Source organism: Kitasatospora sp. NPDC004240 (genome assembly GCF_053603215.1).
This window is the reverse complement of the sequence record NZ_JBSGFD010000112.1, coordinates 18666-27984: the sequence shown is the minus strand read 5'-3', so window position 1 is coordinate 27984 and position 9319 is coordinate 18666. Positions and strand designations below refer to the sequence as shown.

At 75.4% G+C, this 9319-nt stretch carries 6 protein-coding genes; 2 read left to right on the top strand and 4 right to left on the bottom strand.

Annotation, left to right across the window (positions count from 1 at the left end; all coding sequences use genetic code 11):
* Positions 1–182: 182 nt before the first annotated feature.
* The 4 genes from ACWEQL_RS26780 to ACWEQL_RS26765 all read right to left on the bottom strand — a co-directional run bounded on the left by ACWEQL_RS26780 (position 183) and on the right by ACWEQL_RS26765 (position 6661).
* Positions 183–2036: a peroxidase family protein gene (locus tag ACWEQL_RS26780; protein ID WP_452152872.1), complete on the bottom strand. Its 1854-nt coding sequence runs from the start codon at positions 2034–2036 to the stop codon at positions 183–185.
* A gap of 350 nt (positions 2037–2386) precedes the next feature.
* Entirely contained in the window at positions 2387–2752 is a 366-nt protein-coding gene (locus tag ACWEQL_RS26775) for a hypothetical protein (protein WP_452152871.1), read from the bottom strand.
* A complete protein-coding gene (locus ACWEQL_RS26770) occupies positions 2749–3270 on the bottom strand; it encodes a nucleoside-triphosphatase (protein WP_452152870.1) in 522 nt (173 codons plus the stop codon). The genes ACWEQL_RS26775 and ACWEQL_RS26770 overlap by 4 nt, the downstream gene beginning before the upstream one ends.
* Before the next feature lie 145 nt (positions 3271–3415).
* Positions 3416–6661 (bottom strand): AfsR/SARP family transcriptional regulator, encoded by a 3246-nt coding sequence (locus ACWEQL_RS26765; RefSeq protein WP_452152869.1) that lies wholly within the window; start codon positions 6659–6661, stop codon positions 3416–3418.
* A 142-nt stretch (positions 6662–6803) separates the two neighbouring features.
* On the opposite strand from ACWEQL_RS26765, the gene ACWEQL_RS26760 reads away from it, so the two are divergent.
* The gene (locus ACWEQL_RS26760; protein ID WP_452152868.1) at positions 6804–7934 is read left to right on the top strand and encodes an alkene reductase; all 1131 of its coding nucleotides are present in this window, start codon (positions 6804–6806) and stop codon (positions 7932–7934) included.
* Positions 7935–8150: 216 nt separating this feature from the next.
* The gene (locus ACWEQL_RS26755; protein ID WP_452152874.1) at positions 8151–9314 is read left to right on the top strand and encodes a 4-hydroxybenzoate 3-monooxygenase; all 1164 of its coding nucleotides are present in this window, start codon (positions 8151–8153) and stop codon (positions 9312–9314) included.
* Positions 9315–9319: the final 5 nt, after the last annotated feature.

The window sequence follows — 9319 nt, the reverse complement described above, 5'->3', positions numbered from 1 at the left end:
TGGAGAAGCTGAAGGGGCATCCGCTGTTCGCCCACATCACGCTGACCCGCTCGGAGCGTTCGCCGATCGCCGCGCTGGTCACCGAGATGCTGGAGAACCCCGAGATCTGACCGCAAGGCCCGACCGACGTCGGCCCGGGCGCCGCTCGTGTGCGGGGCCCGGGCCGGTCCGCCACGCTCAGGTCATCCCGTCGTCCTCCCGGCGGTGTGCCACGGCACGAAGGCGTTCGCCAGGCCGGCGAGGGCCGTCCGCAGCTCCGGGTGGTGGCGCAGCAGCACCGTGACCATGGAGTTGTCGTCGATCCAGGCCAGACCGGCCTTCGAGTACACCTCCGGGGTGTAGTACTCGGTGAAGAAACGGTCGCTGTTGAGCCGGCGGGAGGCCATCAGGACGAAGATGCGGAACGCCGTGTCGCTGAACGCGAACCCGGCCGGAAGCCTCTCCGCGTACATCCCGACCGTCAGGTCGACCTTCTCGATGTCGCCCTCGTAGAGCCGCTCGATCTCCTCGGCCCAGGCCGGGTTGTCCGTCAGCTCCTGGAAGTCCCGCGCGGGCCTGAGCCGCAGCAGCCGCCGGAACTCGTTGTAGCGGGGGACGCCCAGTTCCCTGCTGCGCAGGATGTCGGTGGCGGCGAGGTCCTGCAGGTTCCCGTCCGGGCGCCGGTACTCCTGCAGGAACCTCGGGAAGTTGTGCAGGGTGACCAGACCCGGGTGGAGCGTGCCGAAGCTGTACAGCAGGTCGGACGTCCTCATGGTCTCCAGGACCTTCAGCGCGTCGGGCCCCGAGATGTCACGGAAGGTGCACTGCCGCAGCGTGGCGTCGTCGTCGGCGGAGCGCAGGTGCCAGTCGTCGCGGACGAGCGGGTGCATGCGGTAGACGGCCACGAACTCCTCGGTGAGCGCGTACGGGATGCCGTAGTGGTCCGTCTCGCCTCCCGGGATGCCGCTGACGACCTCGCTCCCGCTGAGACGGCCGAAGAGACGGTGCGCGCGCTCGCCCGCGAGGCCCCACCAGTTGGCCCGCAGGGCGGCGACGGTGGTGGGGTGGCTGATCACGGCGGGCGTCCACTCCACGGTGTGGATCTTGGCGAGGAGCGCGGCGTTGACGAGCCGCGCCCGCTGGAACAGCTCCTCGTCGCCCCAGGAGGGGTAGGCGCCGTGCAGGTGGTCGCAGATCGCGTTGTGCTCCCGGGCGAAGAGGTCCTGCATCATGGCCAGGCCCAGCCAGAAGCCGGGAATCCGTGAAGGGTCACGCGAGGGGTCCGAGTGGAACGGGACCTGTCCGTTGTCCGACACGTGCAGTTTGCCCAGCTCCCCGGTGCGGAGCAGGCGCTGCTCGGCCTCGCTCGACCCGTAGACCTGGGAGGCGTCCCACCAGTGCGAGGAGACGTTGACGCGGGTGTCGGGGGTCCCGGCGGGCGCCAGGGGGTCCCGGGTCGGGTCGTCCGGTGTCCGCATGATCCGCATCGGCCGCTCGGGCCACGGGTCGTCGTCCACGAGGGCGATCTCCCAGGGCCGGTCCACCGGACTCGTGCCGTGGCTGAACCAGTCGCGGATCATGAATTGGAGCCAGGCGGCGACCAGCGAGTTCACCGACTCGGCCGGGACCAGCTCGTGACGGGTGAGCAGGGCGCGGCTGACCTCGCGCGGGTTCGGCCGGGACAGCACGGACTCGGTGGTGGCCGGGGCGATCCTGTCCAGTGGGATGTTGCGGCCGAAGCGGGTGCCCGCCATGCCCATGCGCGGATCGGCGAGGTCGTTGTGGCTGCCGTCGGCGGTCCGGTTGACCCGGTGCCGCGCGGACGGGGGCGCCGGCGTGGGAGCACCGACGGAGGGCAGCCGGTCGGTGTCGTGGAGGTTCTCCTGCCGTAGCCTGACCCGCAGCCCGAGGAGCGTCAGCAGGCCCGGTGCGACGGCCAGCCTGTCCCAGCCGACGCGCCGGTCGACGTACTCGGCCGTGCCGGTGAGGATCCGCCAGCGAAGGGACGTGCGGTACCCGCCGCCGGTCCGCCGTGCGGGGTGCCGTCGCGTGCTCATCGTCGTTGCTCCTTGGTGGGTCTGCGGGATGCGTGGCGGTCGGACGCCTTTCTTCCCGGTCGCCCGCCGATTCCGAGGGGATCGTCCGGACTCCGGAGCGCCGCGACGCATGGACGGCGGCCGCCGGAGCGCACGATCAGGTGCGTGGCGCCTCGATGGGGAAGGGCCGGCAGGCCCGTGGCCGGGCGGCCGGAGGTGCCGGGTGCGGCGTGACGACCGCGGGCACCGGCAGGGGGGATTCCTCCGTGGGCGATCCGGGTCTCACCATAGGAGGCGGGCCTCCCGCCCGCATTCCGGGATGCCGGGCGGGTGGGCCGGATGCCCGGGAGGACGGACCCCGGGCCGGACCCTCACGGTCGTGGCAGGAGGAGGGCCACCGCGGTGAGCAGCCCGGAGAGGGCCCCGGCGGTGATCCGGAACGCCACGCGGGTCAGTCCGTACCAGGCCCGTGCGGTGCCACCCGTCACCCGGTACGAGGCGGTGCCGAACGGCAGGGCGATGAAGAACCACGAGGGCGGTGCCATCTCGCCGGGCCGCCGCGCGCCCTCGCGTGCCCACCGGCGGCACCGCTCGACGCCCCGGTCGGTCCAGCGGGCGCACCGGCCGGCACGCTCGGCCCGCCGGTCCGAGGCGGCCAGGAGCTGGGCCCGCCAGTCGTCGCGTCGGCGGAGGACCGCGGTGCCGGAGCGACCCCAATGCGGGGTGGTGGCGCTCATGATGGCTCCAGGCGTGCCGCCAGCCGCTCCGGGAGGGCGTCCCGGTTCGCCGGGGACAGCCGGATCAGCTCGACGTCGGTGCGACGCTTGAGGGCGTCGGTGAAGGGCTCGTGCTGGGCGTGCACGGTGGCGACCACGTCCACGCCGGTCGCGAGGACGGCCCGGACGGCGTCCCGGAACGCGGGGTGCGCCAGTTCCATCCGCCCGAGCTCGTCGATGAGCACGAGCGTGTCCGGTCCCGTGGGTGTCGCGAGCGAGGGCAGCGCCAGCCGTTCCAGCACGGTGAGATCGACGCCGTACCGCCCGACCCGCAAAGGCCCCGGCAGCCCGACGTGGGCGAGTACGCCGCGCCGGCCCGTCAGCGTCTCCAGGGCGAAACCGACCCGGGTGCCGTTCTGGCGGATCTCCTCCGTGGTGAAGCCGACGGCCTCCCGGGTGCGCAGCAGCGCCGCCAGCCGGCGGATCGCGGTCGTCTTCCCGCTGCCGGGGCGTCCCTCCAGCAGAATCCTCGTGGGCATCGCGTGCTCGGATCGGTGGTCGGCGCTCGGGCCCCGCTACCAGCCTCCCACCGGGCGGAGCCGCCGGGCCACCCGCCCCCGTCTCCGGTGATCATGCCGGGGTGATCACGCCGGGGCGGGCGCGTCGGGGCGGGCGCGTCGACCGTCACCCGCCTGCGGCGGTGCGGACGGCCTCGGCGAGGGGCAGGGCCGCACCCTCGGCGTACGCGGCGGCGTACGCGGCCTCGCCCAGTGCGGCGCGGGCCGCGGCGGATATCCGGTCCACGTCGGCGCGTTCGCCGTGAGGGAGGGGGGAACCGATGCTGCGGCGGGCGGCGCCGGCGGCGCCGAGGAGCAGCGCGGCCCGGGCCGCCGTCCCGGTGGCGGCCGCGGCGGCCGAGGCCGTGCCCTCCAGCGACAGGGCGAGGGCGCGTACGTCGCCCAACCGCTCGGCGAAGGCCAGGGCTCGCACCTGAAGGTCGGCGGCCTCCGTAGCCCGGCCGCGCTGTTCGGCGACGAAGCCGAGCTCCACGTGGAGCAGGTGCTTCCCGGCGGTGGAGGAGGGGTAGTCGTCGAGCATCGTCCGCAGGTGGCGTTCGGCGGCGTCGAGGTCGCCGGAGCGGCGTGCGCCGAGGGCGAGCCCCATCAGGGCGAACACCTCGCCGAACATGTTCCCCTGCTCGGCGCCCGCGCGCCGGGCCTGCTCGTGGAGGAGACGGGCGTTCTCCCACTCGCCCGCCAGGAGGGCGAGGCGGCCCAGCCCGGCGCGGCGGGCACCGGCCTCGGCGGCCAGGCCGAGCCCCTCGGCCAGCTCCAGTCCTTCGCGCTGGCGGGCGGCGGCCGCGGCGTAGTCGCCCTCGATCTCGGCGAGGGCGGCGAGCACCGGGACGGTCTGCAACGCGCCCCAGCCGTCGCCGAGTTCGCGGAAGGCCTCGGCCGCGGCGCGGCCCTCCCGGCGGGCCGTCGCCAGGTCGCCCCCGGCCAGTGCGGCCTGCGCCAGCAGGGCCCGGGCGGCGGCGATGCCCCAGGGCTCGGCGGCGGCGGTGGAGTGGTCCAGCGCTCGGGCGCCCACGGCGGCCGCGCGGGCGGGGTCGCCCGCGTGGTGCAGCCCGTACGCGAACAGCCACAGGGCGCGTCCGCGGCGGCCGGGGTCGGGGATGTCCGTTGCGGCCGGCTCCTCGGCGGGTGGACGTCCGCCGGTCAGCATCGCGAACGCGTCGTGCAGGAGGCGGAGTTCGCCGTCCTCGGCGGTGGCCGTCGCCGTGAGGACGGCGGCGAGGGTGCGCCGGGCCTCGTGGAAGCGGCCGCGCAGCAGCCACCACCGGCCGAGCGCGGCGGCCAGGCGTACGGCGGCCTCCGTGTCGCCGGTGCTCAGGTCGTGATCGAGTGCGGCGCGCAGATTGGCGGCGTCGGCGTCCAGGAGGGTGAGCCGGCGCCGCTGCCCGGGCCCGCGCAGCTCGGCCTCCGCTTCGGCGGCCAGCTCGCCGTAGTACCGGGCGTGCCGGGCGGCGACGGCTGCGGACTCGCCCGCCTCGTGCAGCCGGTCCCGTGCGTAGGCGGCCACCGACTCCAGCAGTCCGTAGCGCGGGCCGTTGGCGCCGTGGGCCGTCTCGACCAGGGAGCGGTCGACCAGCCGGGCCACCAGGTCGAGCACTTCGTCGCCGCCGACGCCGTCCCCGGCGCAGAGCGTCTCGGCGGCCCGGAGCGAGCAGCCGCCGGCGGGGACGGCCAGGCGTCGCAGCACGGCCCGCTCGGGCGGGTCGAGCAGGTCCCAGCTCCAGTCGATCACCGCGCGCAGGGTCTGCTGCCGGGCGGGCAGGCCGCGCCCTCCGGAGGAGAGCAGCCGGAACCGGTCGCCGATGCGGGTGGCCAGCTCGTGCACGCCCATCGCCCGGACGCGGGTGGCGGCGAGTTCCAGGGCCAGCGGGAGGCCGTCCAGGCGTTCGCAGATCCGGGCGACGGCCTGCCGGGTCCCCTCGTCCCCGGGGCGGTCGGCGAAGCCGGGCGCGGCCGCGGCGGCCCGGTCGGCGAACAGCCGTGCGGCGTCGGCGGGTTCGAGCGGTGCGACGGGGTGCACCGCCTCGCCGGGCAGTCGCAGCGACTCCCGGCTGGTGGCGAGCACGCGCAGGCCCGGGGCGGCGTCCAGCAGGGCCGCGGTGAGGTCGGCGGCGGCCTCGATCACGTGCTCGCAGTTGTCCAGGACGAGCAGCGTCCGGCGGTCGCGCAGTGCGGCGGCGAGCAGCGCCGTGGACGGGTCCTCGGCCGGGTCGGCGGGGGCACCGGGCCGTGGGCGGGCCGAGGTCACGCTCTGGCCGATCCCGAGCGCCGCGACCACGCTCTGGGCGATCCCGGTGGTGCCGGCGGGCAGTGCCGCCAGTTCCACGAGGCCTACGCCGTCCGGCAGTTCGGGTCCCGGGTCGGCGGCGAGACGGTGGGCGAGGGCCAGGGCGAGGCGGGTCTTGCCCACCCCGCCGGGGCCGGTCAGGGTCACCAGGCGCTCGGTGCGGACGAGGTCGGTGAGGGTGTCCAGCGCCGGGCCGCGGCCGACCAGTGTGGTCCGCGGGGTGGGCAGCCGCGGCGGCGCCTCGCGCGCCGGGGGCTCGGCGGTCCGGTGGGCCGGGGGATCGACGGTCTCGCGCGGCGGGGGAGTGGTGCGGGCGGGGCGGGCCGGAGCGGGCAGCAGGGCGGGGTCCTGGCGCAGGATCGCCTCGTGCAGCGCGGTCAGTTCGGGGCCCGGGTCGAGGCCGAGTTCGTCGACGAGCAGGGTCCGCAGGCCGGCGTACTCGGCGATCGCCTCCCCCTGCCGGCCGGCACGGTACAGCGCCCGCATCCGGACGGCCCGCAGCCGCTCGCGCAGCGGGTGGCGGTCCACCAGTTCGGACAGTTCGCCGAGCAGCAGCGGGTCGCCGTACGCCAGCCGGGCCTCCGCCCGTTCCTCCAGCACCGTCAGCCGCTCCTCGGCCAGACGCTGGGCGGCCGGGCGGACGAACTCCTCGTCGGTGAAGTCCGCATAGGGTTCGCCCCGCCACAACTCCAGTGCCTCGCCGAGGAGTTCGCCACGCTCGCGCGGTCCGGCGGACACCCGGGCCGCCGCGGCGAGCGACCGGAACCGGGCCGCGTCGAGCGAGGCCGCCGCATCGTCCAGGACCAGCCGGTACCCGGCGGGCTGACGGGTGACCCGGTCGCGGCCGAGGGCCCGGCGCAGCTGGGAGACCTTGGCCTGCAGCGCGTTGGCGGGGTTGCCCGGGGGGTCCTCGCCCCAGAGGTCGTCGACGAGACGGTCGGGCGGCACCGGGCGGCCCTCGTGCACCAGCAGATCGGCCAGCAGCGCCCGCACCTTGGTCTCGGGCACCCGTACCGGCCGTCCCTCGGTGTCCCACACCGCCACCGGACCGAGCACCCCGAACCTCATGGGCCCACCCTACACAGCGATGATCATCAGGCCCGTGGCCGAGGCCGTCAGCGGACCGTCAGCCGACCCGAAGCCGCCCGCGGGAGAGTCGGAGCACCGGGCCGGTGAGGTCCGGCCCACGGAGCCGACGAAGGAGCACCCCATGAGCACGGACACGCTGACCCCGGCCGTCACCGCGCGTACCACCGGCGAGGAGTCCCCGCTGTTCCGGCCCGCCCGCCTCGGTGCCCTGCGGCTGCCCAACCGGCTGGTGATGGCCCCGATGACCCGCAACCGGGCGAGCGCGACGGGCGTCCCCGAGCCGATCATGGCGACGTACTACGCGCAGCGCGCCTCGGCCGGTCTGATCATCACCGAGGCCGCGACGCCCAACGCGGTGGGCGCCACCTACCCCAACATCCCGGCGATCCACGACGACACCCACGTGGCCGGCTGGCGCCGGGTCACCGAGGAGGTGCGCGCCAACGGCGGCCGGATGTTCCTCCAACTGCAGCACGGCGGCCGGGTCGGCCACCCCGCCACCACCGGGATCCACCCGGTCGCGCCCTCGCCGGTGGCGCTGCCCGACACCATCTTCACCCCGGACGGGCATCAGGAGACCGTCGTCCCGCGGGAGATGACCGAGGAGGACATCCGCGCCACCGTGGCCGACTTCGCCGCCGCGGCCCGCCGGGCGGTGGACGCGGGCTTCGAGGGCGTCGAGGCGCACTCGGCCAACGGCTACCTGCTGCACCAGTTCCTCTCCTCGCACACCAACCGGCGCACCGACGGGTACGGCGGGTCGGTCGGGAACCGCATCCGCTTCACCCTGGAGGTCGTGCGGGCGGTCGTCGAGGAGATCGGCCCCGAGCGGGTCGGGGTCCGCATCGCCCCCGGCGTCACCGCCAACGGCATGCGCGAGGACGACGTCGAGGAGGTCTACCCGGCGCTGGTCCGCGCCCTCGCCGAGCTGGGCCCGGCGTACCTGCACATCGTCTTCGCCGACCCGGACCAGCCGCTCTTCCACGCCCTGCGCGAGGCCTGGCCCCGCACCCTGATCGCCAACCCGGCGCTGCCCTGGCCCGGCCCGCTCCCCGCCGACGGCGGCCGGGGCGCCGGCGAGCGCCTGCTGGCGGCCGGTGCCGACCTCATCGCCCTGGGCCGCTCCTTCCTGGCCAACCCCGACCTGGTCACCCGCCTGCGCACCGGGGCGCCGCTCAACCCGATCCGCGAGGCCCACCTGATGTACGTCGGCGGCGAGACCGGCTACACCGACTACCCGAGCCTCGGCTGACGATTCCCGCCGGGCGCCGCGCATCGTCAGGCAAGCCCCCGGCCGACCCGCCCGGGCAGGCGGTCCCCGGACCGTCCGCCCGGGCGACTCGTCGTGGATCATCATGCTATTCACCGGTCCAGGTGATTCCGGACGGATGCCGCGCTTTGCCCTGATTAAGATCCACTTCTTGTGACGAAACGTCAGAACCACCACGTCGCCGCCGAAACCGCCGACGTGGTCATCCTCGGCGCCGGACCGGCCGGGTTGATGCTCGGCAACCTCCTCCACGCCGCCGGCATCGACTGCGTGATCCTCGAACGCGCCGACCGGGCCCACCTCCGGACCCGGGCCCGCGCCGGCTACCTCGCCGCCGACACCGTACGGATCCTGGAACGCCACGGCCTCGCCGCCGGCCTGCACCGGCACGGACGGCCCCACGGCGTCTGCGAGTTCCGCACCGACGACGGCCGCTTCCGCCTCGACTACGGCACCCTCGGCCGGCGCGAACGGCACACCGTCTACCCGCAGCAGGAGCTGGTCACCGACCTGCTCACGCACTACCTGGACGCCGGCGGACGGATCCGCCTCGGCACCGAGGCCCTCGCCGTCCTCGACACCGACGGCGCCCGGCCCGCCGTCACCGTACGGGAGGCGGACGGCCGCCCCGGCCGCTGGCAGGCCCGGTACGTCGCAGGCTGCGACGGCCGCCACGGCGCGGCCCGCCGCTCGCTCCCGCCCGGCACGCCCCGCCACCACCGCGACCACGGCGTCAGCTGGCTCGGCCTGCTCGTCCAGGCGCCGCCCAGCCTGGACGCCGTCGGCTACGCCGTCCACCCGCGCGGCTTCGCCGGGCACATGGCCCGCACCCCGGACGTCACCCGCTACTACCTGCAGTGCGAGCGCGGCACCCCCGCCGACGCCTGGCCCGCGGACCGGATCCGGGACGAACTCGACACGCGGATGCGCGCCGCCGAGTACGGCCCCCTCCACCACGGCGAGATCCTCCAACGCGCCGTCGTCGACCTCGAATCCGACGTCATCGAACCGCTGCGCCACGGCTCGCTGCTCCTCGCCGGCGACGCCGCGAGCCTGCTCAGCCCCTCCGCCGCCAAGGGCGCCAACCTGGCGATCCTGGAGGCCGAGCTCCTCGCCCGCGCCCTCGTCGACGACCTCGCGCACGGCGACGGCGACGGCCTCGCCCGCTACTCGCAGCGCTGCCTGGCCCACGTCTGGCGCGCCCAGGAGTTCTCGCACTGGATGGTCCAGCTCCTGCACGTCCCGGACGCCGCGGCCGAAGAATCGTTCTTTCACGAACGTCTGCGCCGCTCCCGCCTCGACTCGCTACGCACCTCCCGCACCCACCAGGACTGGTTCGCCGAGAACTACGTCGGCGTCTGAACCAC

Bases quoted from the DNA above. Each gene is read 5' to 3' on its own strand.
- ACWEQL_RS26780 (WP_452152872.1), bottom strand. From the start codon at position 2,036: ATGAGCACGCGACGGCACCCCGCACGGCGGACCGGCGGCGGGTACCGC.
- ACWEQL_RS26775 (WP_452152871.1), bottom strand. From the start codon at position 2,752: ATGAGCGCCACCACCCCGCATTGGGGTCGCTCCGGCACCGCGGTCCTC.
- ACWEQL_RS26770 (WP_452152870.1), bottom strand. From the start codon at position 3,270: ATGCCCACGAGGATTCTGCTGGAGGGACGCCCCGGCAGCGGGAAGACG.
- ACWEQL_RS26765 (WP_452152869.1), bottom strand. From the start codon at position 6,661: ATGAGGTTCGGGGTGCTCGGTCCGGTGGCGGTGTGGGACACCGAGGGA.
- ACWEQL_RS26760 (WP_452152868.1), top strand. From the start codon at position 6,804: ATGAGCACGGACACGCTGACCCCGGCCGTCACCGCGCGTACCACCGGC.